16 protein-coding genes and 2 tRNA genes are annotated in these 26,881 nt (G+C 61.3%); 9 read left to right on the top strand and 9 right to left on the bottom strand.

Annotation, left to right across the window (positions count from 1 at the left end):
- Nucleotides 1-19: 19 nt before the first annotated feature.
- The 4 genes from sov to BUB62_RS16510 all read left to right on the top strand — a co-directional run bounded on the left by sov (nt 20) and on the right by BUB62_RS16510 (nt 9,830).
- The gene (sov, locus tag BUB62_RS16525) at nt 20-7,516 is read left to right on the top strand and encodes a T9SS outer membrane translocon Sov/SprA (RefSeq protein ID WP_234988792.1); all 7,497 of its coding nucleotides are present in this window, start codon (nt 20-22) and stop codon (nt 7,514-7,516) included.
- Nucleotides 7,517-7,682: 166 nt separating this feature from the next.
- Nucleotides 7,683-8,063 (top strand): glycine cleavage system protein GcvH, encoded by a 381-nt coding sequence (gene gcvH, locus BUB62_RS16520; protein WP_073112002.1) that lies wholly within the window; start codon nt 7,683-7,685, stop codon nt 8,061-8,063.
- A 14-nt stretch (nt 8,064-8,077) separates the two neighbouring features.
- Nucleotides 8,078-8,485 carry a VanZ family protein gene (locus BUB62_RS16515; RefSeq protein WP_084539145.1) on the top strand — a complete coding sequence of 136 codons (408 nt, stop codon included), beginning with the start codon at nt 8,078-8,080 and terminating at the stop codon, nt 8,483-8,485.
- Nucleotides 8,486-8,507: 22 nt separating this feature from the next.
- Complete coding sequence (locus BUB62_RS16510; RefSeq protein WP_084539144.1) at nt 8,508-9,830, top strand: M28 family metallopeptidase; 1,323 nt, start codon at nt 8,508-8,510, stop codon at nt 9,828-9,830.
- A gap of 473 nt (nt 9,831-10,303) precedes the next feature.
- On the opposite strand, the gene BUB62_RS16505 is transcribed toward BUB62_RS16510, so the two are convergent.
- The gene (locus BUB62_RS16505; protein ID WP_073111998.1) at nt 10,304-10,846 is read right to left on the bottom strand and encodes a hypothetical protein; all 543 of its coding nucleotides are present in this window, start codon (nt 10,844-10,846) and stop codon (nt 10,304-10,306) included.
- Nucleotides 10,847-11,156: 310 nt separating this feature from the next.
- On the bottom strand, nt 11,157-12,047 hold the full coding sequence (locus BUB62_RS16500; protein WP_073111996.1) for a YicC/YloC family endoribonuclease: 891 nt from the start codon (nt 12,045-12,047) through the stop codon (nt 11,157-11,159).
- Between the two features lie 149 nt (nt 12,048-12,196).
- On the opposite strand from BUB62_RS16500, the gene BUB62_RS16495 reads away from it, so the two are divergent.
- Together BUB62_RS16495 and BUB62_RS16490 are read left to right on the top strand one after the other, a co-directional pair.
- The gene (locus BUB62_RS16495; RefSeq protein WP_159437483.1) at nt 12,197-14,965 is read left to right on the top strand and encodes a TonB-dependent receptor; all 2,769 of its coding nucleotides are present in this window, start codon (nt 12,197-12,199) and stop codon (nt 14,963-14,965) included.
- A gap of 131 nt (nt 14,966-15,096) precedes the next feature.
- The gene (locus BUB62_RS16490) at nt 15,097-16,827 is read left to right on the top strand and encodes a T9SS type A sorting domain-containing protein (RefSeq protein WP_073111992.1); all 1,731 of its coding nucleotides are present in this window, start codon (nt 15,097-15,099) and stop codon (nt 16,825-16,827) included.
- A gap of 110 nt (nt 16,828-16,937) precedes the next feature.
- Here BUB62_RS16490 and BUB62_RS16485 read toward each other — a convergent pair whose 3' ends face one another.
- Both BUB62_RS16485 and BUB62_RS16480 read right to left on the bottom strand, forming a co-directional pair.
- Nucleotides 16,938-18,347 carry a lipopolysaccharide biosynthesis protein gene (locus BUB62_RS16485; RefSeq protein ID WP_073111990.1) on the bottom strand — a complete coding sequence of 470 codons (1,410 nt, stop codon included), beginning with the start codon at nt 18,345-18,347 and terminating at the stop codon, nt 16,938-16,940.
- Nucleotides 18,301-18,864, bottom strand: a complete 564-nt coding sequence (locus tag BUB62_RS16480) for an acyltransferase (RefSeq protein ID WP_084539142.1) — start codon at nt 18,862-18,864, stop codon at nt 18,301-18,303. The genes BUB62_RS16485 and BUB62_RS16480 overlap by 47 nt, the downstream gene beginning before the upstream one ends.
- Before the next feature lie 372 nt (nt 18,865-19,236).
- Between BUB62_RS16480 and BUB62_RS16475 the strand changes: the two genes are divergently transcribed.
- Nucleotides 19,237-21,963: a T9SS type A sorting domain-containing protein gene (locus tag BUB62_RS16475; protein ID WP_073111986.1), complete on the top strand. Its 2,727-nt coding sequence runs from the start codon at nt 19,237-19,239 to the stop codon at nt 21,961-21,963.
- A gap of 178 nt (nt 21,964-22,141) precedes the next feature.
- Here BUB62_RS16475 and BUB62_RS16470 read toward each other — a convergent pair whose 3' ends face one another.
- A complete protein-coding gene (locus tag BUB62_RS16470) occupies nt 22,142-23,143 on the bottom strand; it encodes an AAA family ATPase (RefSeq protein WP_073111984.1) in 1,002 nt (333 codons plus the stop codon).
- Between the two features lie 116 nt (nt 23,144-23,259).
- On the opposite strand from BUB62_RS16470, the gene xrtX reads away from it, so the two are divergent.
- Together xrtX and BUB62_RS16460 are read left to right on the top strand one after the other, a co-directional pair.
- Complete coding sequence (xrtX, locus tag BUB62_RS16465; protein ID WP_073111983.1) at nt 23,260-23,814, top strand: exosortase X; 555 nt, start codon at nt 23,260-23,262, stop codon at nt 23,812-23,814.
- A complete protein-coding gene (locus BUB62_RS16460; RefSeq protein ID WP_143164235.1) occupies nt 23,807-24,307 on the top strand; it encodes an XrtX-associated membrane protein in 501 nt (166 codons plus the stop codon). Before xrtX ends, BUB62_RS16460 begins: the two co-directional genes overlap by 8 nt.
- Nucleotides 24,308-24,364: 57 nt before the next feature.
- Here BUB62_RS16460 and BUB62_RS16455 read toward each other — a convergent pair whose 3' ends face one another.
- The 4 genes from BUB62_RS16455 to BUB62_RS16440 form a co-directional block, all read right to left on the bottom strand.
- On the bottom strand, nt 24,365-25,897 hold the full coding sequence (locus BUB62_RS16455; RefSeq protein WP_073111979.1) for a hypothetical protein: 1,533 nt from the start codon (nt 25,895-25,897) through the stop codon (nt 24,365-24,367).
- Between the two features lie 133 nt (nt 25,898-26,030).
- Nucleotides 26,031-26,114 (bottom strand) — tRNA-Leu (locus BUB62_RS16450).
- Complete coding sequence (locus BUB62_RS19175; RefSeq protein WP_073111977.1) at nt 26,100-26,579, bottom strand: HNH endonuclease signature motif containing protein; 480 nt, start codon at nt 26,577-26,579, stop codon at nt 26,100-26,102. Before BUB62_RS19175 ends, BUB62_RS16450 begins: the two co-directional genes overlap by 15 nt.
- A gap of 134 nt (nt 26,580-26,713) precedes the next feature.
- A tRNA-Gly gene (locus BUB62_RS16440) sits at nt 26,714-26,786 on the bottom strand.
- Nucleotides 26,787-26,881 lie beyond the last annotated feature (95 nt).

The following is a 26,881-nucleotide window of genomic DNA, read 5'->3' as shown; positions in this document are numbered from 1 at the left end:
CGCCGCTTGATTGCGCCCTTTGAACTCTGGTAAGAAGTTACTCACTGCCTCTGTCGTTGTTATCACGTCGCTGGTGGCCTGGTGGTCGCAGGCTTCCCCGGCCGCAACCCAGCCCTTTGCCCTGCGCCAGCTGTGGGCCTGGCTGCCCGCAGCCGGCCGCCCGGCCGCGCTGGCCCTGGCGCTGGCGCCGGATACCGCCCGCACGGCCCGCTCCGATACCAGCCGCTACCGCCCCGGCCGCCGCCCCAAAGTAGCGCCCACCGACCGCGCGGGCACGCCGTTTTCGCCCCAGCGCCGCCGCTCGCCGCTCATTCTGGGCCTGCCCGGCAACGTGAACCTGAACGTGACGCCTGACGACAGCCTGGAGTACTTCGACATCCGGGAGCGGGTGGGCCAGGAAATCGACTACCGCGACCCGAGCCGCATGACCTTTCAGGAGTACTCCGAATGGCAGCAGCGCGAGGCCATTCGCAGCTACTTCCGCAGCAAGTCGGCGGGTGGCGTGGCCGGCGACCCGGAGTCGCCCACGGCCAAGCGCCTGATTCCCAAGATCTACCTGGGGCCGATGGCCGACCGGATTTTCGGGGGCAGCTACGTAGATATCCGGCCCAACGGGGCCGTGACGCTGCGCATGGGTGCCCGCTTCAACCGCAACGAAAACCCCACGCTTACCCTACGCCAGCAGCGCGTCGGCGACTTCCAGTACGACCAGACGATGAACCTCAACCTCACCGGCCAGATCGGGGAGAAATTGCGGCTCACCTTCAATTACGACACCAAAGCGGCCTTCGACTTCGAGAACAACATGAAGCTCGATTACACGGGCTTCGAAACCGAAATCATCCGCAAGATTGAGCTGGGCAACGTGAGTCTGCCCATCACCAACTCGCTGATTCAGGGCGGGCAAAACCTGTTTGGGGTCAAAACGCAGCTACAATTCGGCAAGCTGGCCGTGACGGCCGTGGCCAGCACCCTGCGCGGCACCGCCGACGAGGTGCGGGTGCAGAACGGCGCCCAGAGCCGCAACTTCGAGCTGAAAGCCAGCCAGTATGAGCGCGACCGGCACTTTTTCCTGTCGCACTTTTTCCGCGAGCGGTACGATGCGGCTCTGCTCAACCTGCCCACCATCCGGTCGGGGGTTGAAATCCGGCGGCTGGAAGTATACGTGACCAACGACAACCGCTCGGCCGAAAACCTGCGCAATGTGGTGGCGCTCCAGGATCTGGCCGAGCCCGTGCGGGTGTACCGGTCGCGGTTCAGCGCCAACCAGCGCCGCGCCGCCGCCGACAACAAGATCAACTCTGAGTTTGCCACTCTCATTCAGGGCGGCAACGACGCCCGCGACGAGCAGCGCGTCGATAACTTTCTGCAGAACCCAGCCGGCCTGCGCCTGACCAAAACCGTAGACTACGAGCGGGTACGGGCCCGCAAGCTCGACCCGCGCGAGTACACCTTTAACGCGCAGCTGGGCTATATCTCCCTGAACACCACACTGCTGCCCGAGCAAGTGCTGGGCGTTTCCTACGAGTATCTCTACAACGGACAGACCTACAAGGTGGGCGAGATGCAGGAAGACTACGGCAAGGTGGGCTCCGATCAGGTGATTTTCCTGAAGATGCTGAAGGCCACCAACCCCGGCGTGGGCCTGGTCGACCTGACCGACCCGACCGTGAGCCAGACGAACCTGAACCTGCGGACCCGCAACCTGCCGACGTGGGATCTGATGATGAAAAACATCTATCCGCTGAACGCCAACCAGCTCAACCGCGACAATTTTCAGTTGCAGGTAGTCTACAAGGACGACCAGACGGGCGTCGATCTGATTTCGCTGAAGGAAGGCGAGAAGCTGCGCAACCGGCCGCTGATTGAGGTGCTGAACCTCGACAACGTGAACCCCAACAACGACCGCAACCCCGACGGCAACTTCGACTTTTTCCCCGGCACCACCATCGACCCCGACTTGGGCAAGATTATCTTCCCGGTGGTGGAGCCCTTCGGCGGCTACCTGCGGGCCCAGTTTGACACACTGGGGGCCAATGCCGCCACCGAGCGCCTGCTGGCCGCCAAGTACGTGTATCAGGCGCTCTACAACCAGACCCAGAGCGACGCGCAGCAGATTCAGGAGAAGGACAAATTCTTCCTGCGCGGCCGGTTTCAGGCCACCACCTCCGACGAAATCAGCCTGCCCGGCATCGGCATTGCCGAGGGCTCGGTGCGGGTGCGCTCGGGCAGCACATTGCTCGAAGAAGGCCGCGACTACCAGGTTTTCTACGATCAGGCGAAGGTGAAAATCCTGAACCCGAGCTACCTCAACTCGGCCAACGAGCTGCGCGTCGAGTTTGAGAAAAACGCGCTGGTGCAGGTGCAGCCGCGCCGCCTGCTGGGCGCGCGGTTTGATTACCGCCTGAACCAGGACGTGAACTTCGGGGCCACGGTGCTGCACCTGCGCGAAAACCAGGCCCCCGGCATCAACCGCGTAAACATCGGCGACGAGCCGGGCAACAACACCATCTACGGCCTCGACGTGAATGCCCGACGCGAGTCGCGGGCCCTGACCAAGTACCTGGATATGCTGCCGCTGATTTCGACCAAGGAGCCGTCGTCGGTGGCCTTTAGCGGCGAAATTGCGCAGCTGGTGCCCGGCAAGTCGCAGCTGGGCCGCGGCGAGAATGGCGTGTCGTACATCGACGACTTCGAGAATGCGCGCACGCCCTATTCGCTGGGCGGGCTGAACTCGGCCATCAGCTGGCGGCTGGCCACCACGCCCCTCACGGTGCCCGGCGGCACCAAAAAAGACCTATCCTACGCATTCAACCGCGCCAAGCTGGCCTGGTACACCGTCGATCAGAGCTACTACACCAACGGCAGCAACAAGCCCGGCAACATCTCCGACGGCGACCTGCGCAACCACTACACGCGGGGCGTGAAGCGCACCGAAATATTCCCGAACCGCGACGTGGGCGCGACTGGCAACGGCTTCGAGTACACCCTGGACCTGTCGTATTTTCCGCAGGAGCGCGGCCAGTATAACTACAACCCGGCCGTATCGGCCGACGGCAAATTCCTGAACCCGGCCAACCCGAACCTGAACTTCGACAACTACGGCGGCATCAGCCGCGAAATTACCTTCGATACCGACTTCGACAACGCCAACGTGGAGTACATGGAGTTCTGGCTCATGGACCCCTTCATCAAGAGCGTCAACGGCCAGATCAACGACTCGGAAAATCCGCCCGTGAACAACACCACCGGCGGCGAGCTGTATCTGAATCTGGGCTCGATTTCAGAAGATGTGCTGCGCGACGACAACCAGCACGAGTTTGAAAACGGCCTGCCCGACGGGGCCAGCATCACGGCCCAGGATGTGCGCGAAACCATCTGGGGCCAGGTTACGAAGCAGCAGTTTCTCACCGATGCCTTCAGCGCCTCGCCCGACGGCCGCAGCCGCCAGGACATCGGCCTCGACGGCCTGAACGACGACGAGGAAAAGGCCTTCTTCGCCCGCACCAGCCCGCAGTACGCGGGCATCGCCGACCCCTCGGCCGACAACTTCCGCCACCACCTCGACGGCGGCTACGACCAGACCAACACCAAGATTCTGGGGCGCTACAAGCAGTACAACGGCATGCAGGGCAACTCGCAGGCCAACAGCCAACAAAGCTCCACGGCCTTCCCCGACAAGGAAGACCTGAACCGCGACAACGTCATTTCCGACACGGAGCGCTACTACGAGTACAAGATTTCGCTGAAGCCCGGCGAGCTGACCGTGGGCCAGAACTACATCGTGGACCGGGTTACGAACAACATCAACGGCGACGCGGTGTCGTGGTATCAGTTCCGCATTCCGGTGCGGCAGCCTTCGGCCGTGCGCGGAGCACCCACCGAGTTCGGCTTCAAGTCGATTCGCTTCGTGCGCATGTACCTCACCCACTTCGAGGAGCCGGTGGTGCTGCGCCTGGCCCAGCCGCAGTTTGTGGCCAACCAGTGGCGGCGGCTCTTGAGCCCGATTACGGAAGGCGGCCGCCCCTGCGTGGGCTGCGGCCCCGACCTGACCCCGTTCACCATCTCGACGGTGAGCCTGGAGGAAAACGGGCTGGCCGCCGTGGCCGGCAAGGGCGCTATTCCATACGTGCTGCCGCCCAACATTGAGCGCGACCGGGAATACGGCTCGGGCACCGTGAACCGCCAGCAGAACGAGCAGTCGTTGCGCCTGTGCGCCGACAATCTGCTCGACGGCTTCGGCAAGGCAGCTTATAAGAACGTGAACATCAACATGCTGCGCTACAAGCAGCTGCGCCTGTTTCTGCACGCCGAAAGCGAAGAGCGCAGCGTGCGCGACGGCGACGTGCAGGCTTTCATCCGCATCGGCACTGACTACACCCAGAACTACTACGAGTACGCGCTGCCGCTGCGCATCACGCAGCCGGGAGCCACTACGCAGGGCGAAATCTGGCCCGCCCAGAACGAGGTGCAGATTGCCTTCCAGGATTTCATCGATGCCAAATCGGAGCGCAATAAGTCCGGCAACCCCGACTTCCTGCGGCCCTACATCAAGACGCTGCCCAACGGGGCCACCATCAAAGTGGTGGGCAACCCCGATTTCAGCGCCGTGCAGGGCGTGCTGATCGGGGTGCTAAACCCCGGCGACGACGGCAACGCCAAGTCCTTGTGCCTGTGGGCCGATGAGTTCCGGGTGTTCGACTTCGACCGCGAAAGCGGCTGGGCAGCCACGGCCCGCTTCAACACCAAGCTGGCTGATCTGGCCAACATCACGGCCACCGGCAGCTTCACCTCGGTAGGCTTCGGCGGCTTGCAGGACAAGCTGGCCCAACGCTCGCTCGACAACATTCTGCGCGGCGACCTGAACGCCACGGTGGCCGGCGACAAGCTGCTGCCCGAGAAGCTGGGCCTGCGCGTGCCGGTGCTGCTGCAAACCGGCCACGAAAGCCGCTCGCCCCGCTACGACCCGCTCGACCCCGACACCCGTCTGAGCCAGTCGTTGGAGAAGTTTGAGAAGGCCTCGGACAAAGCCGCTTACCGCAAGGCCGTCATTGACCAGACGAACAGCCGCAGTATCAGCCTGCTGAACGTGCGCAAGGAGCGCACCAACACCGAGCGCAAGCCGCGGCCCTACGACATCGAAAACCTGGCCCTAAGCTACACGCTCACGGAGCGCGAGCACACCGACATCCGGACCCGCAGCGACTTCACCAAGACCTACAACGCGGCGGTGGCCTACCTCTACCAGACCACGCCCAAAAACTACACCCCGCTGGCCAAAGTGAAGGTGCTGGACTCGCCGTACCTGAAAATCATTCAGGACCTGAACTTCACGCCGCTGCCCAGCCGCTTCTCCTTCCGCGCCGACATTGACCGGCGCTACAACGAGCGGTTTCTGCAGCGCACGCTCACGCCCGGCCAGCTGCCGGTGTCGGCCGGCCCCGGCATTTTCCAGAAGAGCTTCTTCTTCAACCGCATCTACGACCTGAAGTGGGACCTGACCAAGAGCCTCATTTTCGACTACACCGCCAACAACCGCGCGGTGGTGGATGAGGGCGTGGGCCGCACCATCGGCAACGGCGACACGGCCCGCACCAACCGCCAGCTGCTGCGCAACAACCTGTTTCAGCGCGGGGGCCGCACCACCAACTTCAACCAGACCGTGGCCCTTACCTACCGCCTGCCGCTGGATAAGTTTCCGCTCACCGACTGGCTATCGGCCGATACGCGCTACGCGGCCAACTACACTTGGGAGGCGGCCTCTACGGCCCTGCGTGCCCCGCTCAACCCAACCGACGTCAACGACACGACCACCACCCGCCTCGACCTGGGCAACACGATTCAGAACAACCGGGAGGTAAGTGCCAATGGCAAGATTGATCTGGTGAAGCTCTACAACAAAGTGCGCTTCCTGAACATCATCAACAACGCCCCGCCGCCCGGCCAGGAGGCCAAATCGGCCCAGGGTGGCCGCAAAGGGCAGCTGCTGGATATGGAAGGGCCCAAGCAGGCCGGCGTGGCCGGCGAAGCCGTGGCGAAGAAAGACTCGGTGAAAGGCCCCGAGCTGCGGGCGCTGAAAGCCGTGCTTCGCTCCCTGATGACGGCCCGCTCCCTGAACTTTACCTACACCCGCAGCGCCGGCACGCTGCTGCCCGGCTACCTGCCGCGCACCCGCCTCTTCGGCCTCGACAGCGACTTCAACGCGCCGGGCGTGCCCTTCATCCTGGGCCAGCAGTCGGACCTCGACGGCCTGTTTGACCGCGCCTACAACAACGGCTGGTACACCCGCAACAGCGACTTTCTGAACACGCCGCTCAGCTCGCTGCTCACCGAGGCCCTCACGCTGCGCACCGCCCTGGAGCCCTTCCGCGACTTCAATATTCAGCTCGATGGCCGTCGCAACGTGGTGCGCAACCGGGAAGTATTCTACCGCCTGCCCGTGGATACAGCCACGCTGGCGGCGGTGCCCGGCAGCATTCCGCGGGCCAGCCAGCCGCTGGGCAATGGCTCGTTCAGCACGTCCATCATCACCATCCAAACCTATTTCGGCGACCAAAGTGCCAACGGCTCCATCTCGAAGGCCTTCAATCAGTTCGTCGATAACCGCGTAATCGTGCGGGAGCGGCTGAAAGCGGCCAACCCCACCGGCGGTGAGTTTGGCTACGGCTACAACTCGCAGGACGTGCTGCTGCCCGCTTTCCTGGATGCCTACCGCGGCAAGTCGTCGAATGGCTACAAGGCCAAGCGGTTCGACCCGTTTGCCCTGCTCCCGATTCCGAACTGGACCATCAACTACAACGGACTGGCCGAGCTGCCCTTCGTGAAGCGCTATTTCCGCTCCATCACGCTGAATCACGCCTACGCGGCCAACTACAACGTGGCCAGCTACACCACCTCCACCCAATACAACCGGGTGCCCGAAGGCCCAACCGAGCTTTCCAGCATTCTGAACGAGAGCGGGCAGCTGATTCCGTACTACGTTATCGGGCAGGTGAGTATTGCCGAGCGGTTGTCACCGCTCATCGGGGTCAATTTCCAGACTTTGCAGAAGGTGACCGGCCGCGTGGAATACCGTACCGAGCGGGCCGTGGGCCTAAACACCACCAATGCCCAGGTGACGGAGCTGCACACCCAGGAGCTAGTTATAGGCTTCGGCTACGCCACCAACCGCCTGAAAATTCCGTTCCGCATCGGCGGCGAGCAGAAGGTGCTGCGCAATGAGCTGACGGCCCGCCTGGACCTGTCCATCCGCGACAACTCCTCCATTCAGCGTACCATCGAAGAATCCGTGGACCCGGCCCCGAACGTGGTGGGCAACCCCGGCCGCGCCCGCGGCCTGACCACCAACGGCACCCGCCAGATGCAGCTGCGCCCCACCATCGACTACGTACTGAACCAGCGCGTGAACCTGCAGTTCTTCTTCTCGCGCACCGTCACCGATCCGAAAGTGGAGAACTCCTATAAGAACTCGGCCACGGAAGGCGGCATTCAACTGCGCTGGAGCCTTTCGCAGTAACAAAAAGCCCCTAGGCGGGTTAGAAAAGGCCGGTGCTGCTGCGCGCCGGCCTTTTCTTTTGGCCCCGGCCAATTGCTCCGCTAGCCGTTTAGCCATTTACCGCGCCAACGCGTACTTTTGAGCGCAGTACGCTTGCCTATCCTTTCTCTTCCCCCAAAATCACCCCATGAATCTTCCTGCCAACCTGAAGTACACCAAAGAGCACGAGTGGATCCGCGTGGAAGGCGACGTTGCCTACATCGGCATCACCGACCACGCCCAGAAAGAGCTTGGCGACATTGTGTATGTTGACATCGACACGCTGGACAAAGACGTAGCGCAGAACGAGGTTTTCGGTACGGTGGAAGCCGTAAAAACCGTCTCCGACCTGTTCAGCCCCATTACGGGCACCGTGCTCGAAGTAAATGAGAAGCTCGATGGCAGCCCCGAAACCGTAAATTCGGACCCCTACGGCGACGGCTGGATGGTAAAAATGGCCATTACCAACCCCGCCGAGCTGGAGGCCCTGCTTTCGGCCGAAGCCTACGGCGAGCTGGTTGGCGCATAGCTGATTTGCCGGTCGTGCCGCTTACCGCGCCGCCCTCGTCCCGCCGCCGGGCCCTCGTGGTCCTGCCGCTGGCGTGGGCGGCGCTGGTGTTGGTACTCACCCTCACGCCGGCCCAGGACATGCCCCACACGCCGCCCTGGGAGCTAGTTTCCTTCGATACGGCCGCGCACGCCTTCGTCTTCTGGGTGCTGGCAGTCCTGAGCTACTTCTCCGCCCGGCGGCAGCGGCGGTTTCCGCGGGTGCGGCAGCACGCCTTCGCCCTGGTGCTGCTGAGCGGCCTTGCCTTCGGCGCCCTCATCGAGCTGCTGCAGATGCGCATGGCCCTGGGCCGCCACGGCGAATGGTCCGACGTTATCAGCGACGGTATCGGCACCGGCGCGGGGCTGCTCAGTATGTGGGCGTTGCGCCGCTGGTGGGACTGAGGCTGGCTTTGCTCCTTTTCTTATGCGACTTCTTCCTGCTGCTTCCTGGTCCGTCATCCTGCCGCTCAGCCTGAGTGTAGGCTTGCTCGGCGCGGCGCTACCGGGCCGGGCGCAGGATATGGGTCTGGTGCGCGAAACCATTACCACGCTGGCCGCGCCCGCTATGCACGGCCGCGGCTACGTGCGGCACGGCTCCGGGCGGGCGGCCAGCTACCTGGCGCGGCGCTTCAAGGCGCTGGGGCTGCGCTCCTTCACGCCCGGCTACGCGCAGCCGTTTGCTCTCACCGTCAATACCTTTCCCGGTGCATTTGCACTCCGGCTCGATGGGCGGCCGCTCCAGCCCGGCTTCGACTTCATTGCCGAGCCTGCTTCCGGCTCCGGCCGCGTCACCGGCCCTCTCCTTCCACTCGACAGCCTGATTTTCACCAATGAAGCCGCCGGCCAACGCTTTCTGACCCAACCCCTGAGCGGCCGGATAGTGGTGCTGCGCCAGCGCGATGCTGAGCGCCTGCGCACCCTGCCCGATGCGTTTGCCGAGCACCTGAACCAGGCCGCGGCGCTCATCACGCTTGTGCCCACCAAGCTCACGGCCTCGCTGGCCGCCACGCAGCACGCCCAGCCCCGCCTGCAGGTGCTGGCCAGCCGTTGGGCCAACTACCCGCAACAGGCCACGGTGGAGGTAACGGCCCGGCTGGAGCCCGACTACCCCACCCGCAACGTCATCGGCTACGTGCCGGGCCGCGTGCAGCCCGATTCCTTCCTGGTAGTCACGGCGCACTACGACCACCTGGGCCGCATGGGCAAAAAAACTTTTTTTCCGGGGGCCAACGACAATGCCAGCGGTACGGCCATGCTGCTGGCGCTGGCCGAATACTACGCCCAGCCCGAAAATCAGCCGGCTTATTCCGTGGCTTTTATGGCTTTCGGTGCGGAGGAGGCCGGGCTGCTGGGCTCGCGCCATTACGTGGCGCACCCGCTGTTTCCGCTGAGCCGCATCCGGTTCCTAATCAATATGGATCTGCTGGGTACGGGCGAAGAGGGAATGACGGTGGTAAACGGTAAGCTGCTGGATTCCCGGTTTCAGCAACTCATGCGGCTAAACGAGGCCGGCCGCTTCGTGCCGCAACTGGCCGCACGGGGCCGCGCCGCCAACTCCGACCATTTTCCCTTTTCCGAACAGGGTGTGCCGGCGTTCTTTTTTTACACCCGCGGCGGCCCCACCGCCTACCACGACGTGCACGACCAGCCCGCCACCCTGCCCCTAACCGCTTTCCGGGGAGTTTATCAACTCACCATACAGTTTTTGAACCTGCTCGGTGCGCGGCCAGCCACCCCACCACGGTAGGCCACCCGTTCGAGCGCGGCCCCCAGCCGGCATTAGCACGGCCTTGCAGCGCCACCATCTACCTGGGAATCTGAAGCAGCTTTCAGGCAGTGGTACGCGAAGTAGTGCGGAAATCCGTTCCGCGACGAGCGAAGCGAGTTCCCACGCGCCTAGGCTGGAGAACAGCCATGCTTGACAGAAAAGCCGTGTAGGGGTGACAGAACCGCCTGAACGGCTCTGTCACCCCTACGCGGCTTGTTCCTTTTCCCTATCTGGTTGCTATAAACCTGTCGCCGCGCTGCGGCTCTTTCGACCGTTTTACAGTAAGCCGGCCGCCTCACTACAGTTATTCCGCAAGCTGCAGAATGTAATGCCCGGATAAACTATTGAACGGCAATCCAAATCGACAGAACGCAATAAACCCGAAATTGTCGGCTCGGGAGCAAACAATTCCGGGTTTGTTATACATTCCAGGGAACCTGGAAAGAAGTCTGCTACCCGTTGGTTTTGAACGAGTTCATGATCTGCTTGGCAACCGTTTCCCACTCCGGCTTCTGACGGTCGGCGCAGGTGAAGTTGCACATCAGCAGCTTGCCTTCCACGTCAGTGAAGAAAATCAGGTTGTAGACTTCGTGGCCCAGCTCAGGCTTCATCAGCTCCATGTAGCCCACTTTGCGGCCATTGACCTCTTTCACGCCTTTGTTGAACCACTTCGCTTCCTTGTACTGCTTCGAGTACATCTTGTAGAAGTTCTCCGAGTACATGTCAATCATGTCCTGATCGGCCGTGTTGTCGGTATAGGTAAAGGCGATGGAAGCCTCCTTGCTGTTGGTGTAAATAACGCTCGGACGGCTCTGGGCTTTGGCATAGTTAAAGTCCATCTGCTGCTCGCTCATCACCTCGAAGCCTTTGGGAATCAGCACTTCGACACGCTCGCTCAGAACGCGCTTTTTGATCATTTCGACCTCAGCGTATGGACGGAAGGCCATCAGCATCAGCGTCAGGCACAGAACGGGGGCGAGTAAGGCTTTTTTCATAGTTGTAGACTGAAAAAAGGTGGAATTCAAAACGTGAGTAAGTACCAGATTAGAAGAGGGCTTCTGTTCGGATAACACAATTTACGCACAAATTCTAAACCCGCAAGTGTTTGGGGTAAAAATAATTTGCGGGTAACATGCATTAGCCCTAAAAACGGCCTCCAGAGGCGTTCCTGACCATTTACGAAGAACGCTAAAGCTTGGATTGGCTGCGCCTGATTCCTGGCAGCATCAATTCTGTATTAGTAAATTACTATGCCAAATTTCATGGTAAAAATTCAATTTCATCGGGGCTTCAGATCGGTTGCACTCAAAGAATATTGTTGATCTGCTCCTTAATCTTTTCCAGCTCTTCCTTCATCCCGACCACCAGATGCTGGAGGGTAGAATCGTTGGCTTTGGAGCCGATAGTGTTGATTTCGCGGCCTATTTCCTGCGAAATAAACGCTAATTTCTTTCCGCTGTATTCGGGCAGGGCCACAGTTTCGATGAAGTACTGCAGATGGCTGCCCAACCGCACCTTTTCCTCGGCGATATCCAGCTTCTCAATATAGTAGAGCAGCTCCTGCTCGAAGCGGATGGGGTTGAAATGCTCGTTGGCGGAAATCTCGGCCAGGTGCGTTTGCAGGCGCTGCCGCACCAGCTCGATGCGGGTGGGGTCGTAGCGCTCGGCTTCGCTGAGCTGGGCGCGGATGCGCGCCACGTAGCCCAGAATCTCGGTGGTCAGGGTCTGTCCTTCGTCGCGGCGGAACTGGTTGACGCGCTCCAGCGCCTCGTGCACCAGGGGCAGCAGCTCATCCCAGCTCACTTCGGTTTCCTCTTCTACGGCCTCGGCGCTGGGAGTCTGGAGTACGCCAGGCAGGTGCAGGGCGAGGGCAAACAGCTGATCTTTGGGTGCCCCGAGCAAGTCGGCGGCCTGCTCCAGCTCGTTGTAGGCCGCCAGCAGGTTTTCCTGGTTCAGCACCACACCCAGGCGGGCCGCGCCGCGCGGGCGCGTGAAGTCCATCGTGAGGTTCACCTTGCCGCGCACCAGGCTCTTAGTCACCAGGTTGCGAATTTCCAGTTCCCGATCATGCAGGAAGCGCGGGAGCCGTAGGCTGAGGTCGAGGGTTTTGGAGTTGAGCGATTTTACTTCGACGGTAGCGGCGTAGTGGTCGGTTTCGCGACGGGCGATTCCGTAGCCGGTCATGGATTGGAGCATAGGCGGAGATAGGGAAAACGGCCGCAAAAGTAGTGGTTTCTGACAGAATATGAAGGGCTTAGCCAGCGCATAACACAAGCATAATGCTGCCGCAATATTCGCGTAACAGGCTGCGGATAGCTTTGCAAAACGGTTTAAACCACTGGTCTATGCGTCGTTCTGCTCTACTATTTTTCTTGCTCACACTCAGTCATTTGCTGCTGGCCCAACAGGGTTCTATCGGGGGCAAAGTAACGGATAAAAAGACCGGAGAAGGCGTGATTGGGGCTACGGTGCTGGTGACCGGCACCACGCAGGCTGCCCCCGTGGATGTGGAGGGCAATTATGACCTGAAGCTGGACCCTGGCACCTACAGCATTACGATGACCTACATCGGCTACAAGCCGCTGAACTTCAACGGTATCGTAGTGCGGGCCGAGGCCAAAACCACCCTGAACGGGGTGATGGAGGAAAACGCTCAGAACCTGAAAGAAGTGGTGGTGACGGGCCAGAAGCAGACGGGCACCGAAGTGGCCCTGATCCAGGACCTGAAACGCAGCGAAGTGGTGGTGAGCGGAATTAGCAACGACCAGATAGTAAAGTCGTTGGACCGCGACGCGGCCGAGGTGGTGAAGCGGATTCCGGGCGTAACGGTGCAGAGCAACAATTTCATCGTGATTCGGGGTCTGGCCGAGCGTTATAATACGGTGCTGCTGAACGATGCCCTCACGCCCTCAGCAGAAGTGGATACCCGCTCGTTCTCGTTCGATATTCTACCCTCGTCGGTAATTGACCGGGTGCTGATTTTCAAATCCGGCTCGCCGGAGCTGCCGGGTGAGATGGGCGGCGGCGTGGTGAAAGTCTACACCAAGAACTCGGTGCTGGACAATTCGACGACGCTCAGCCTTTCCAGCTGGGCCCGCCACGGCACCACCTTCAATAACTTCCTGAGCAGCAACCGCTCCAAAACCGATTGGCTGGGCTACGACAACGGTCCGCGCCAGTTGCCCACGTCCGGCTCAGTGGAGGAAATTGGCACGCGCCTGCCCAACTCCTGGGAGCCGCGCACGGTCCGCTCGCGGCCGGATATGCGGCTGTCGCTGGGGCTGAACCGCAAATTTGAGATTGGCAGCAAATACCTGAGCAACGTCACGTCGCTGTCGTATTCCAACACGCAGGAGCGCTACAACATCGTCCGCCAGCGCATCGACCTCTACCAGGAAGAAACCCAGGCCCGTAGCGTGCGGTATGACTACAACGATGACCGCTCGCTGGCGGCTACGCGCCTGGGCATTATTCATAACTGGCAGCTGCGCCTGAATAACCGCAACCGCTTGGAGTTTCGCAACTTTTTCAACCAGTATGGCACCGATGAGGTGGTGTACCGGACCGGCGTGCTGAACACGCAGGAGCAGGAGCGTGATGAGTACGCCACGCACTACCAGAGCCGGAGCATCTACTCGGGCCAGCTGCAGGGCACGCACGAAGTGGGCAAGCAGGAGCATACTACCCTGAGCTGGGCCGGCGGCTACAACTACGTGTTCCGCGACGAGCCCGACTACCGCCGCTACCAGAATCAGCGCATAGCCGGCACCACCGACCCGTTCCGGGTGAACATTGTGGCCTCGCCCAACCAGTTTGACGCTTCGCGCTTCTACTCCAATCTGAAGGAGGACACATACATGGCCAGCGGGCAGTGGGAGCGGCGCTGGGCCGGCCGCGACACGCTGAGCGCCAACAAATACAAGTTGCGCATCGGCTTCTACACCGAGCAGAAGGACCGCACCCTTGCTAACCGGTATTTCTCTTATGTGAGCGATGCCAATACTGACCCGTCGCTGCTTAACTCCACCCTTACCGTGGGGCAGCTGTTTTCGGCGGCCAACATCGGGCCGCGCGGCTTCAAGCTGGCCGAGGCCACGTTGCCGCAAGACCGCTACGAGGCTGCCAACACGCTGGTGGCGGGCTACGTGGGCGCAGTGGCTCCCATCTCCGACAAGTTCAACGTGTCGGGCGGTGTGCGGGTAGAGTACAACCGCAAGACCCTGCTCAATGGCGACGGTATCAACTACAAAGAGATTCGCACCATTCCAATGCCCTCGTTCAACGCGGCTTACAACTTCAACGAACGGTCGCTGCTGCGGCTGGGTGGCAGCGTAACGGTGAACCGGCCGGAGTTCCGGGAAGTGGCCAACTATGTTTTCTACGACTTTAGTGCCAACACCGGGGTGCAGGGGAACGACTCGTTGAAAACGGCGACCATCTACAACGGCGACCTGCGCTACGAGTTCTACCCTACCCGCTCGGAAGTGATTTCGGTGGGCGTATTCTACAAGCACTTCCGCGATGCCATCGAGCAGACGATTTTGCCGCTGGGCAGCGAATCCATCAACGTGAGCTATGCCAACGCCCCCACCGCCTACGACTACGGTGTGGAGGTGGAAGTGCGCAAAAGCCTGGCCCAAGCCAGCCAGAACGCTTTTCTGCAGCGTCTCAACTTTGTAATGAACGCTTCCTACATCAAAAGCGAGGTGAATCTGCGCGACGATGAGCGCCAGATTCTGAAGCGCCCGCTGCAAGGCCAGTCGCCGTACGTGTTCAACGTGGGCACGTTCTACCAGGATGATGAGCGGCACTGGCAGGTATCGGCGCAATACAATGTGGTGGGCCCGCGCATTCTGCTGGTGGGCGACCGGAGCAACAACTTCTCCGTGATTGAGCGGCCGCGCAACATTATCGACCTCTCCGTGACGAAGGGCCTGGGGCAGCATTTGGAAATCAAGGCCGGCATTCAGGACCTGCTCAATCAGCCCGTACGCCAGAGCTGGGACCTGAACCGCGACAATAAGATTACGGATGGCACGCCGGAAGCCGACACGCACTTTGGCCGCTACCGCCGCGGCAGCTACAGCACCCTGGGCCTCACCTACCGCTTCTAGACTACACGGAAACGTAACACGCCGCTAACGAAAACATAACGCCCGCTCTGGTCCAGCGGGCGTATTCATTCCGGACCTTCGCCCCACCAACGAACTGCCCCTATCTCACTGTTTTTTTAACCCTTGCTCCGATGAAAAAGCTGTTACTCCCCATCTTGCTGGCCCTGGCTACTGTTTCGACGGTTCCACAAGAGGCACACGCCCAGTCGTCTTGCCCTTCAACACCACCGGCGCCGGTTGTAGTCACGGGTAATATCACGGCCAACACCACTTGGACGCGCAACAACATCTACCTGCTGTCGGGCAACGTGGCCGTGCAGGCCGGTGCCACGCTCACCATCGAACCGGGTACCATTATCAAGGGCGAAAAATCGTCTAAAGGAACGCTCATCGTTGCCCGTGGGGCACGGCTAGAAGCTAACGGCACGGCTTCTCAGCCCATTGTATTTACCTCCAATGAGGCCCCCGGTGCCCGCCGCCGCGGCGACTGGGGTGGCATCATCATCCTGGGCCGCTCGCAAGAAAACATTGCCGGCGACCCGGCCATTGAGGGCGTAACGGGCTATAACTACGGCCCCGGTGTTGGCAACGCGCCCGTGCTGAACGACAACTCCGGCACGCTGCGCTATGTGCGCATCGAGTTTCCGGGCGTGCTGATCTCGACCAACAACGAAATCAACGGCCTGACGCTGGGTGGCGTGGGCTCGGGTACCACCATCGAGTACGTGCAGGTTTCGTACTCCGGCGACGACTCCTTTGAGTGGTTTGGCGGCACGGTGAATGCCAAGTACCTAGTAGCTATGAACGCGCTGGACGACGACTTCGACACCGATGCAGGCTTCGCTGGCAACGTGCAATACGGCCTGGTGCTGCGCGACCCATCATCGGCGGATGCCTCGCAGTCCAACGCCTTCGAATCGGACAACGACGCGCAGGGCACCAACGCGCAGCCCCTGACGGCTCCGGTCTTCTCGAACGTGACGGTAATTCTGCCTCCGCCGGCTGCCGGCCAGTCGCTGAACTCGCTGTACCGCCACGCCATGCACCTGCGCCGCAACACGTCCACCAGCGTGTTCAACTCCGTGTTCAGCGGCTTCCCCATCGGGCTGTATCTGCAGGCCAGCAACAGCCCCGCCCCCTTCCCCACTCCCAACACCGAAACGAACCTGAATAGCGGCGCGCTGGTACTGCGCAACAACGTGCTGGCGGGCAGCACCACGCCGCTGCAGGTGCAGGCCGGCAGCACGCTGGATCTGGCTGCTTATTTCAACGAGGCTAGCCGGGGCAATACCATCTATGCCAACAGCAGCAGCCTGGGCCTGAATGCCAGCAACTTCAACAACGTGGATCCGGCCAACGCCAATGCCACCATCAACAACGTAGCGCCCGACTACACGCTGCCCGCAGCGTCGCCGCTGGTGGCCGGAGCCTCGTTCACGGATGCTAAACTGGCCGGCAGCTTCTTCACAACGGGGATCTATCGCGGGGCTTTCGGCCCGGCCGGCACCGCCAACTGGGCTCAGGGCTGGACTAACTTCAACCCCCAGATTACCTGCTACAACATTCCCGGCCAGGTGCTGGCTGCCAAACCCGCTTCCGCCGATCAGGTACAGGGCCTGAGCGTGGCCCCCAACCCCACGGCCGGCGAGGCGCTGCTTTCGTTTGAGCTGAAGCGGGCCGATGCCGCCACGGTGCGCATCGTAGATGCCGTGGGCCGCACGGTAGCCACCCTAGAGGCCGGCCGTCTGGTCGCGGGCCCGCAGCAGCTAGCCCTGCCGGCTTCGCTGAAAAACGGCGTGTACGTGGCCACCGTGACGACCAGCGAAACCAGCCAGACGGTGCGGTTTGTGGTAGCCAAGTAAGGCGGCACCGCATAGCCGGAAAACCCAGCCGGGCCGGATGTCAGAAGACATCCGGCCCGGCTTTTTTGCGTGGGAAGTGGCGCTGGCTAAATACCACCGCGGGAAGTGACTCAGCGCCGGCGCCGGGCCACCCACAGCAATAGCAGCACCACCGCCCCTACACTGCTGCCCGCAAGCAATAGCGCTGCTTGCGGGGAGAAAAGCCGCCCGAGCACCGCGTGCAGCCCCAGCAGCCCCAGCCCAAACCCCAGCAGCTGGCCCAGCCAGGCCCGCCAGGGCACCAGCTCCGGCCAGCGCACGCGCAGCAGCCGCGCCGTGTGCGCGAGGTAGTAGGCCGCCTGGCAGTAGGTGCTGATGACAAAGGCCAGCGCCACCCCTACCAGCCCCAGCAGCCGGTATAGCGGATACATCAGCACCAAGGCCAGCAGCAAATCCAGCACGGCCCCGCGGGTGATGGTGCGCCCCTGCCCCTTGTGTTGCAGCAGCGCGGTGAAATTGTAGGCCCGCAGCGGCAGCACCAGCACCGAAATAAGAAACAGGGGCACGGCGGCATCGTAGCGGTGCGCAAACACGACGGCGAACAGCTCGTGGCGGAAGAAAAGCAGGAAGAAGAACACCGGAAATACGAGGCCACCGAGCAGCGTGGCGGCCGTTTTCAGGGTAGTCAGCCGCTCGGTGTCGGGTAGGTCGGCTTGGGCAAAATGCAGCAGCAGCGCACTACCGGCCGCGCCCAGCAGCAGGGGCAAAAACGGCACATCCAGCGTTCCGTTGAAGTAGAGGGCAAACAGGGCAGCGGGCAGCAGAAAGTTCAGCACGAACTTATCGACCCAGCGAAACAGCACCTGCACCACTTCATTCAGGGCCGTATGAAACCACAGGCTCCGGACCGTGTGCAGGGCTACGGGCGCGGGAGCCGCCGTGCGGCGGTAGTGCTGCCGGGCCAGTTGAGCCAGGGCCGCCAGCCGTAGCGCATTGCCCACCAGCAGCCAGCTCATCAGCCCGCTGCTGCTCAGCACCTGCGCCACCAGCAAGGCATGAACTGCGCCGAACAGGCCGGCATAAGCTATATTCAGCAACGCCAGAGGCCGCAGCTGCCGCCCCAGCAGCGCGTAGGCTTCGAGCACGGCCACCGGCACGCCCAGCAGCAGAAAAGCGCCCGCCTGCCAGGGCGCAAACAGCGCCCCCGACAGCAGCTGCAACGCCATCAGCCCGCCGGCAGACACCAATAGCCACACCCCCAGCCCCGCCGCCTGCCGCCGCCTGATGCCCCGCACCAGCCCGCTCACCAGCGCCGCCGGGTAGGTGAGCACCAGCGTGGGCAGGCCCAGGCAGGCCACCACGTGCAGCACCTGCCACTGCACCCAGAAGCTCTGGTATTGGCCATAGTGAGCCGGGGCCAGGTGGCGCGACAGCCACACCAGCGCCACCACGCTGGCCAGCGTGGGAAAAAAGCGAATCAGGAAAATATAGGCGCTATTGCCCAGCAGCGTGCTGCTCGTAGCGGCGTTGGGCTTGCGCATGGCATTCGTCTTGGTTCAGGTGTTTCAGCAGCCGGGCCGGGTTGCCCGCCACCACGCAGTGACCCGCCGGGAAGCTGCGCGTGACCACGGCCCCCGCCCCCACTATGGTAAAATCGCCCAGTTCTACGCCGGGCAGCACTACGGCTCCCATGCCCAGCCAGCAGAAGCGCCCGATGCGCAGGGGCGCGGCGGCCACATGGCCGACATTGTTCACGGCATCGTGGTTGGCCGAAATAAGGCCCACCTGCGGGCCCAGGTTGGTAAAGTCGCCGATGTGAATGCCGTTGTCAGCGTTGATGTAGACACCGGGCGAGTCGCCGGGGAAGCAGCCCTGCCCCACCACCAGCCGGTGCGGGCTGCGAATGGTGCTGGTATGATGCACGGCCCACCGCACGCCGGCATTCTGCCGCAGCAGGCGCCGAAACAATACGTCCAGGGCGTAGAAGCTCAGCGGCATCTCGGCCCGCAGCCCGAGCGTGCGGGTCAGCCACTTTTTCACCTGCTGCCGGAGTTGCATAGTGTTTCTTTCGGGGTTCACCGCCCGGCGAGGGGCGTTAGGTGGGTGGCACTGGCCTTGATGCGACTGGCGGCCAGACACCTCGAGCGAAATAGGCGATGGGGTGAGTTCCGGCTAAGGTGCAAAGCTACGCTTCCGCGAATCTTCCCCGCACCGGGCCGGGTTTTGGGTATTTGGCTGCCGAATGGATGCTGCGGCGGGGTTATGTCAGGTTCACTTGATTACCTCTTGGCTGATCTGGGAAGAATCCACACGTAATGATTCGATAATATCATATTTTGTTTGCAGATTTGAGCTTACCTTACCCGCGCTTAACGGCAAAGTTGGTTTCATTCCTCACTTCACTTCATTCTTCACCTTTTCACCCATTTTATGCTCACAACTTTACAAACCCGCCTCAAAAAGGCAGTTCGCTGGCTCCCGGTGGCGCTGCTGCCCTTTGCGACGCAGGCGCAGGCCCAAACCCTGAACTACAGCCCGGCCAACGCAGTAAACGTCGCCGGCACCTTCACCGACATCAGCGCCACGGGCACGGCCATTGCCACCGCCAACACCGACGATGCTAACTCGGCCGCGCAGCCCATCGGCTTCACGTTCAACTTCAATGGCACGGCTTTCACCCAGTTCGTGCTGAACACAAACGGCCTGATTCGCCTGGGTGCCGCGGCTCCTTCGGTGGCCAACCTGTTCTTCACCCAGGACTTTTCGCCTACGCAGACGGCTGTTGACCCCATCGGCAGCACCAACGCGGCTGACCGCAACCTGCTGATTCCATTCAACATTGACCTGGTTTCGGGCACCAGCCCGGCCGAATACAGCGTGGCAACTACCGGCACCGCCGGCAGCCGCGTGTGTACGGTGCAGTGGAAAAACGTGAGCGACAAAGCCGGTACGGGCACCGACACCGCGCCGACCCAGTACAGCAACTTCACGTTCCAGCTGAAGATGTACGAAGGCTCCAACAACGTGGAGTTTGTGTACGGCCCGGCTACGGCCAGCACCGGCGCGGCCACCAGCCGCTTCCCCACCGTTGGTATCAAAGGTGCTAACGCTACCAGCTCCGTATTGGGCAACAAGCCCACCGGCGCCGCTGCCTGGAGCACCACGGTATTCATCAACGGCCCTTACGGCACCAGCACCCACAACTTCCGCAACGCTACGCTGCCTGACGTGGGCCGGACCTACCGCTTCGCGCCAACAGTGCTCCTGAACAACGATGCGGCCGTAACGGCGCTGTATACCCTCGGCAAAGTGTCGAGCACCTATGGCTCGCCCGTAACGGCCCAGGTGGTGGTAAGCAACCTTGGCAGCTCGGCCCAGACGGCCCTGCCCGTGACCCTGACGGTGAGCGGTGCCACGACCTTCTCCAGCACGCAAACGATTCCAACGCTGGCCTCCGGTGCCTCCACCACGCTCACGTTCACGTATCCCGTGACGGGCACTAGCGGCACCAACACCGTAACCGCCGCGGTTACGGCTCCCGATGACCTGGCTACCAACGATTCCAAGACCACCACGCAGACCATTTCGGCTGCCGACATGAGCTATATCGTGGGTACTACCTTCACGGGTGGTGCTGGTGTACAGTCCGCTGGCAACGTCCTTGTGGCACGTTACACAGCCAACGGCTCGGCCGGCCTCAACGTAGTTACGCCTACTTTCGCAGGTGTTGCCACCGCTGGTTCTACCTACCAGGTGGTAGTATATAGCGCCAATGCTACGACTGGTCTGCCCGGCACTGTACTCTACACGTCGCCTTCCCGTCCTCGTCCGACTGCTGCCGCTGGCGCAGTGGTAGCCGATGCCGTAACCCTGCCGAGCATTCCGGTAACCAACACGTTCTTCGTGGGTGTGAAAACCATTGGTGCTGAAAACATCGGCCTTGCCTACCAGACAGAAAGCCCTCTACGGAGCGGAACTTTCCTGTTCACTACCAATGGCACCACGTTCACTGACCTCAGCACTTCTACGCTGCCTGCACGGCTTGCCATCGACGTAACGCTGGGCGCTACGCCAACCTGCGCCGTGGCTACCGGCCTGAGCGTAAGCAGCATCACGGCTACTTCGGCCAGCCTGAGCTTCACGCCCAGCGCCACGGCTACCAGCTACACCGTGACCTACACCGCTGGTACCACTACCACCACCGTAACGCCGGCTCCAACGGCCTCGCCCGTTGCCCTGACCGGCCTCACGCCCAACACGACTTACACCGTAAGCGTGGTGACCAACTGCGCCGGTGGCCAGACCTCAGGTGCCGTTACTACTACCTTCACCACGGCTCCGGCTCCGCCGCCATTCGCTACGCTGCCTTTCTCGGAAAGCTTCGAAGGCCCTTGGATCAACAACCTGGGCACGCGCGACATTCCATCGGCCAGCTGGCGCAACACGCCCGCTACGGGCAATAACTCCTTCCGTCGGAATGATGATGGTGCTTCGGCTACCTGGAGCCTCGCCAGCGGTGGTGCTTACACCCCCGCCAGCAGCGCCGGTACTTACTCGGCCCGCTTCCACACGTACTTCTCTGCTACTGGTACGCAGGGCACGCTGGACCTGTACCTGAACCTGAGCGCTGTCGGCATCAAGCGGTTGAACTTCGACTACATTAACCCAACCGGTGCGGACAAGCTGGAAGTGTTGCTGAGCACCGATGGTGGCAACACCTTCGCCGCCACGCCGCTGTTGAGCCTGGCTACCAACACTGCCTTCTCGGCTAAGCAGGTAACCATCCCCGGCAACTCGGCTACCACGGTTCTGCGCTTCCGGGCCACTTCGGACTTCGGCGACGACGACCTGGGCTTCGACAACGTGCAGGTGAGCATTGTAACGGCTAACCGCAACGAGGCCCTGGCCGCTACTGTGAACCTGTATCCGAACCCGGCGCACCGCACCTTCCAGCTGGACGTACCAGCCGGCAGCCTGCACGCCGCTTCGGCCACGCTCATCAACGCCCTGGGCCAGGTAGTGCAGCAGCGTGAGCTGAACCTGCCTGCCACCGGCGGCACCGCCAGCTTCGACGTAAGCAAGCTCGCAGCCGGTGTTTACTCGCTGCAGCTCAAGACCGGCGAAACGCTGGTTGTGAAGCGCGTAGTGGTTGAATAACCGCTTCGCCCTTCGGGCACAAAAAAAGGGAGGCTGACCGCATGGTCAGCCTCCCTTTTTTGCGGTGAAATAGTGAGATAGTGAGGTGGTGAGTTTGAGGTTCTGGTGGCGCAAGCGGCGCGGTTTGCGTATTTGGCGCAGCCAGAACTTCAAACTCACTATCTCACCATCTCACTGTTTAGCTGATAGGCACTTTGCGCAGGATGGCGTCAATCAGGTCCTGGGTTTTGATGCCGTCGGCTTCAGCTTCGTAGTTGAGCAGGATGCGGTGGTTGAGCACGTCGCCGGCCACATCCTTGATGTCTTCGGGCAGCACGTAGTCGCGCTCATCCAGAAAGGCTACGGCTTTGGCGGCGCGGTGCAGCGCGATGCTGGCGCGGGGGCTCACGCCAAACTGCACGTACTGTTGAAACTCGGCCAGGTCGTAGTCGGCGGGGCGACGGGTGGCGAAGACCAGTTCGATGATGTACTTCTCCAGCGTTTCCGAAATCTGCACCTGATTGATCAGGTTGCGGATGGCGAAGATATCTTCCTTGGTCAGCACCGGGTTTACCTCGCCCACGTAGCTCATGTTGGCCATGCGGCGCATCACTTCCAGCTCATCGGTTTTCTTCAGATAATCGACGTACACCTTCATCATGAAGCGGTCGACCTGGGCCTCGGGCAGCGGGTAGGTGCCCTCCTGCTCCACGGGATTTTGGGTGGCCAGCACCAGAAACGGCAGATCCAGCGGGTAGGTGGTTTCGCCGATGGTGACCTGTTTTTCCTGCATGGCTTCGAGCAAGGCGCTCTGCACCTTGGCCGGGGAGCGGTTTATCTCGTCGGCCAGCACTAGGTTGGCGAAAATCGGCCCCTTCTTCACCTCGAACACCGACTGGCCCTGGTTGTAAATCATGGTGCCCACCAAGTCGGAAGGCAACAGGTCGGGCGTGAACTGCACGCGCTGGAAGTGCAGGTGCAGCACTTTGGATAGTGTGCTAATGGTCAGCGTTTTGGCCAGGCCGGGCACACCTTCGAGCAAAATGTGGCCGCCGGTGAACAGGCCGATGAGCAGGCGGCCTACCATATATTGCTGGCCCACCACCACCTTGCCCACCTCGGCAAATACCTGCTTTATTTTCTGCTGATAATCAGGAGCCTGCGCAGTGGCCGGCGCGGATAGCGAGGAAGAATCGGACATAGCAGCGGAAAAGCCAACGTGATACGCCCAAAGGTAGAAAAAGGCCCGGGATGCCGGGCATCCCAGTTTATGTTCCGGGCTTGGTGACTTGGCAGCGGGCTGGTAACTTGCCGCTTATGGCTGCTACTTCTATCTCCGCCCCTACCGCCCCACCGCTACGCCGCTTCCTGTTGCTGGCCACGGTGCTGTATATTCTATGGTTTGTCGGCTACGAGCAGTGGCTGGCTATCGATGGCCGGCTCGACGCGTTTCTCTCCACCAATATAACGGCTGCCAGCGCCTTGGCCCTGCGCCTGTTCGGCTTCCAAGCCCAGGTAGATGGGCTGGACCCGTACCTGTTGCGGCTCAACGGGCAGCCCATGGTGCACGTGGGGCACCCTTGCAATGGGCTGGTGCTGTATGCGCTATTTGCGGGCTTCGTGCTGGCTTATCCGGGTCCGGTGCGGCGCAAGCTGTGGTATATCCCGTTGGGTATTCTCGCCATCTACCTGCTGAATGTTATCCGCATCGGGGCGCTGGCGCTGAATCATCTCTACTACCATCAGTCGGTAGAATTCAACCATCACTACACGTTCACCTTCGTCGTGTACGCTTGCATTTTCCTGCTCTGGATGCTGTGGGCCCGCCGCCTGGCTGACCAGCCGGCTGTTTCCCGCCCCGCTTATGCCTGATCCGCTCCTGTTGCCACACCCGCGCCGAAGAGCCTCGCTGCTGGTGCGAGGCCTATTGGCCGCCCTGCTGGTGTTCGTTATTTTTGTCCTGGGCATCTATTCCGAGGCGGTGCTGGATTCGGCCGACCACCTTTGGCACGCACTGCTGGAACTGGCCGGGGCAGGCGCGGCACCCGCTTCCCAGCAGCGCGTCAGCGACTTGGTTACGCGCCGCAGCCTGGTGTCGGTAGGCGCTTACTCGCTGCTGTATACCGGCAGCTGCCTGCTGCTGCTCACGTTGGCCCTGCCCAGCCGGCAACGGATGTACCTGGCGCTCCGGTTTTACGCGGCCGTTTTTGTGGCCTGCGCCGGGCTGGTGGTGCTGGGCAAGCTGGCCGGCGATGTCGCCTGGGCATACCGGCTGGCCCGGCGCCTCATCGACTTCATCGTCTCGCCCCTGCCCGTCATCATCCTTATTCCCCTGCTGCGCTGGCAGGGGAGCAAGGAAGAATGAGCAATGAGGCTACGCCTTTCTGCCCGAGCGAGGTTGTCCTAGCTAGCGGCTCATTCTTCATTGCTCATTGCTCATGGCCAGCAGCACTTCGTAGTAGGGTCGGCCGGCAATGCGGGCCCGCAGCCAGCCAAAGAAGCTGAGCACCTGCAGATCCTCGCGCTGCTCGGGCAGGGCGTGCGGCATTTCCTCCACCCGCTGCCGGAACGCCGGGGTTTTTACCACCTCGGGGTTTTCGATGATTTCGCGCACCAGCCGCAAGTAGGTGAAAACGTGGTGGTATGCGCTGGCACCTTCCTCCACCCGCTCCCGCAGGCCCCGCTCAATGGCCCGCACGCGGTTCAGGGCCACGTCGTGGTTGTCCATCTCCAGCTGCACCAGCATCTCGCCCATGTTCTTCATCACCACCCATTCCAGCCCCATCTGCTGCTCGCACCAACGGTCGGAGCGCCCGATCTTCATCAGCACGCGGTTGGTTTTCTGGTATTGGCCTTCGGCAAAATAGTGGAAGCCCAGACCGAGGCGGGCCGTCAGCTCGTCGCGGGGAGCCAAGGCGGTTTCGCGGCCCTTCAGCAAGTCTTCGAGTAACTGAATGCTGTCTTTGTTGCGCCGGAGGAAAGCGTAGTTGGCCGCCAGCAGGAAGGTGTACTTCGGGTAAAAATCGGCGAAGTAGCTGCGCGGCTCCGCGTACAGCACTGTTTTCAACTGCTCCAGGTAGCCAATGGATTCGTCGAAGCGGCGGCTGCGGTAGAGGCCGTGCGCAATCATGTAGAGCAGCCCCAACTGGTAGTAGCGGTGGGCCGGCGTGAAGCCGTGGCGCTTTGCCATAAGGTGGTAGCACCGAATGGCGAAGGGCGTGAAGGACATAAAATCGCCGCGGGCCAGCATGGCGCTGCGCGTGATGGCCAGCAGCCGGTAGAGCAGCGAAGGCCGCCGGGCAAAGGCCTCCTGCAAATCGTACTCGCGCAGCACATCCTGGATGATGGTATTGAACGCCTCGCCGGCCCGGCCGTGCAACCGCGCCTCGCGCAAGCGCCGCCGGATCAGGGCATGAGCCATACCGGCTCGCTCCTCTTCCTCGGCGCACTTCTTGTTCAGGTTGCGGCGACGGATAATGTCGGCCAGGTCTTCGGCATGCTCACTATCAGCTTGAGCAATCTGAAGATTGTACACGGTGTTGAGCAGCTCGTACTGCTCGTGCGCCTGGGCTACCTTTTCGGCTTTGCGCAGCGCGCCCCAGGCCAGCCGGTGCACGCCGGCCTCAAACAGATACTCGGCCAGCGTGAGCTGCCCGCGCACCGAGGAGGCCGCCGTGGGGTCGTGGTGGCGCTGGCGCAGCAGCAGAAAGTCGGTGATGTGGCTCAGCAGGCGCTTGCGCAGGGCGTAGTAGGCCGTGGCGTTGGGCTCATCGTCGTCGGGGTAAAGGCGGGGCAGCAGCTCATCGGTCGTGTACTCGCGCGACTGCAACAGCAGGTCGAACAGGCGCACATCGAGGCGGCCCTTCTGCGCCTTGCCCTGCCGCTGGATGAAACGGCCCAGCTCTTTGCGGTCCTCCGCGGAGAAGGAGAGCAGGGTAGTCCGTAAATCATCCATGAGAATAGCAGCGGATAGAGGTGGTAGCTCTCAAAAATAGGCAAAACCGGCCGCGTTGAGAAATACGAGGCTAACGAAAGAAGCTGGCAGTAAAAAACCCTTCCCGCGGGTGGCGAAAAGGGTTTTTCTGAAGTACCAGAGACGGGAATCGAACCCGTACTTCCTTACGGAAACGGCATTTTAAGTGCCGCGTGGCTACCGGTTACACCACTCTGGCGCGTTGATTCTTGCCTCTATACGTTGGGGTTTGAGCGTGGCAATTTGGGCATAATAACTGTAAATTCTCAATCCGATGGTCATTATTGACGCCATTCAAGTGGTGTAACTCCAGCGGAATCGGCTGGCCCAACCACTCCAATAGGCCGCATACTTCGCACTTTGCTTCCTTGCGTGCTGACTGCAACAGCCGTCGTTTCAACCGGTTGCTGGAGGTGTAAGGAGAGTTTTCGACTAGAATCTCTTCCCAGCCCGCTCGCCGGCCAAAATGCTGAAAGCGGGCACCTGTATTCCATGCCTGGCCCGTGAAGTGCGCCGTGCTCAGCCCTAAGCGGGCAATGCGAGTCTGCACCGTTTTATAGTTGCCACCGGCTGGTATCAAGCCCAACCGCATAATAACCTGCGCCATCGATAGGCTTTGCGCTACCGCTTCACTAAACTCGGCATCAGTCTTTTTGGGCGGCATGTTTCGAGCTGTATTCCCAAATATAGCTTTCCTAGTCAAAAAAAGGAAGACTCGGCTGCATTTTCAAACATGAAATTTTCAAGCTCACCAAAAACAAAAAAAGGATGTTGCCGAAGCAACATCCTTTTTTTCTGAGCGGGAGACGAGGTTCGAACTCGCGACCTCGACCTTGGCAAGGTCGCGCTCTACCAACTGAGCTACTCTCGCTTGAGGTAAGCCACCGGTGTGTTGGTGGCTAATGGTGCGACAAAGGTAAGCACGTTTTCCTTGAAGTCAAGAGGCAGCGCAAAAAAAGCACTTGA

This window comes from Hymenobacter daecheongensis DSM 21074, from assembly GCF_900141805.1.
Lineage (GTDB): Bacteria > Bacteroidota > Bacteroidia > Cytophagales > Hymenobacteraceae > Hymenobacter > Hymenobacter daecheongensis.
This window is presented reverse-complemented; position numbering and strand designations above follow the sequence as displayed.

What these genes read in the sequence shown, in the direction of transcription:
- gcvH (WP_073112002.1), top strand. Translation starts at nt 7,683, where the DNA reads ATGAATCTTCCTGCCAACCTGAAGTACACCAAAGAGCACGAGTGGATC.
- BUB62_RS16510 (WP_084539144.1), top strand. Translation starts at nt 8,508, where the DNA reads ATGCGACTTCTTCCTGCTGCTTCCTGGTCCGTCATCCTGCCGCTCAGC.
- BUB62_RS16505 (WP_073111998.1), bottom strand. Translation starts at nt 10,846, where the DNA reads ATGAAAAAAGCCTTACTCGCCCCCGTTCTGTGCCTGACGCTGATGCTG.
- BUB62_RS16500 (WP_073111996.1), bottom strand. Translation starts at nt 12,047, where the DNA reads ATGCTCCAATCCATGACCGGCTACGGAATCGCCCGTCGCGAAACCGAC.
- BUB62_RS16495 (WP_159437483.1), top strand. Translation starts at nt 12,197, where the DNA reads ATGCGTCGTTCTGCTCTACTATTTTTCTTGCTCACACTCAGTCATTTG.
- BUB62_RS16490 (WP_073111992.1), top strand. Translation starts at nt 15,097, where the DNA reads ATGAAAAAGCTGTTACTCCCCATCTTGCTGGCCCTGGCTACTGTTTCG.
- BUB62_RS16485 (WP_073111990.1), bottom strand. Translation starts at nt 18,347, where the DNA reads ATGCGCAAGCCCAACGCCGCTACGAGCAGCACGCTGCTGGGCAATAGC.
- BUB62_RS16480 (WP_084539142.1), bottom strand. Translation starts at nt 18,864, where the DNA reads ATGCAACTCCGGCAGCAGGTGAAAAAGTGGCTGACCCGCACGCTCGGG.
- BUB62_RS16475 (WP_073111986.1), top strand. Translation starts at nt 19,237, where the DNA reads ATGCTCACAACTTTACAAACCCGCCTCAAAAAGGCAGTTCGCTGGCTC.
- BUB62_RS16470 (WP_073111984.1), bottom strand. Translation starts at nt 23,143, where the DNA reads ATGTCCGATTCTTCCTCGCTATCCGCGCCGGCCACTGCGCAGGCTCCT.
- xrtX (WP_073111983.1), top strand. Translation starts at nt 23,260, where the DNA reads ATGGCTGCTACTTCTATCTCCGCCCCTACCGCCCCACCGCTACGCCGC.
- BUB62_RS16460 (WP_143164235.1), top strand. Translation starts at nt 23,807, where the DNA reads ATGCCTGATCCGCTCCTGTTGCCACACCCGCGCCGAAGAGCCTCGCTG.
- BUB62_RS16455 (WP_073111979.1), bottom strand. Translation starts at nt 25,897, where the DNA reads ATGGATGATTTACGGACTACCCTGCTCTCCTTCTCCGCGGAGGACCGC.
- BUB62_RS19175 (WP_073111977.1), bottom strand. Translation starts at nt 26,579, where the DNA reads ATGCCGCCCAAAAAGACTGATGCCGAGTTTAGTGAAGCGGTAGCGCAA.